1 protein-coding gene is annotated in these 438 nt (G+C 58.4%); it reads left to right on the top strand.

The genetic code is table 11. From position 1 onward, the window contains the following. Window positions 1-222: hypothetical protein (locus tag PUR61_RS10145; RefSeq protein WP_329877977.1), on the top strand; the 222-nt coding region annotated here is incomplete at its 5' end. Between the last annotated feature and the right edge of the window lie 216 nt (window positions 223-438).

Below are 438 nucleotides of genomic sequence, written 5' to 3'. Positions count from 1 at the left end.
GTTGTGTTTGTGGTGGTGTGTTTTTTTGTGGGGTTTTTTGTTTGTTGTGTTTTGTGTTTTTGTGTTTTGTGTTTTTTTTTTTTTGTTTGTTTTTTTGTTTTGGGGGGGGGTTTTTGGGGACCCGCTGGCTCCCCCCCCGCGCCCACGCCCCACGCCACCGCAACCCCCCCCCACCCCCCCCCCCCCCCCCACGCCCCCCCGCCCCCCGCCGATTTTTATTGATACGGCGACCAGCGAGATCTACACTGCATTGCACTCTCTTTCACTACACGACGCTCTACCGATCTGAGGGTCTCGTCCAGCTCCAGCTGGACGACGTCGCCGAGGAGATAGGAATAGCACACGACTGTACTCAAGTCACCTTGAGTAATCTCGTCAGCCTGGCGGTCCTTGGACACGCGCCTGTGGGGGTGGTGGGGGGGGTGCGGGCTGGGGGGG

The organism is Streptomyces sp. BE20 (genome assembly GCF_036322525.1).
Lineage (GTDB): Bacteria > Actinomycetota > Actinomycetes > Streptomycetales > Streptomycetaceae > Kitasatospora.
The sequence above is the reverse complement of the archived record's forward strand: the minus strand, read 5'-3'. Positions and strand labels throughout refer to the sequence as shown.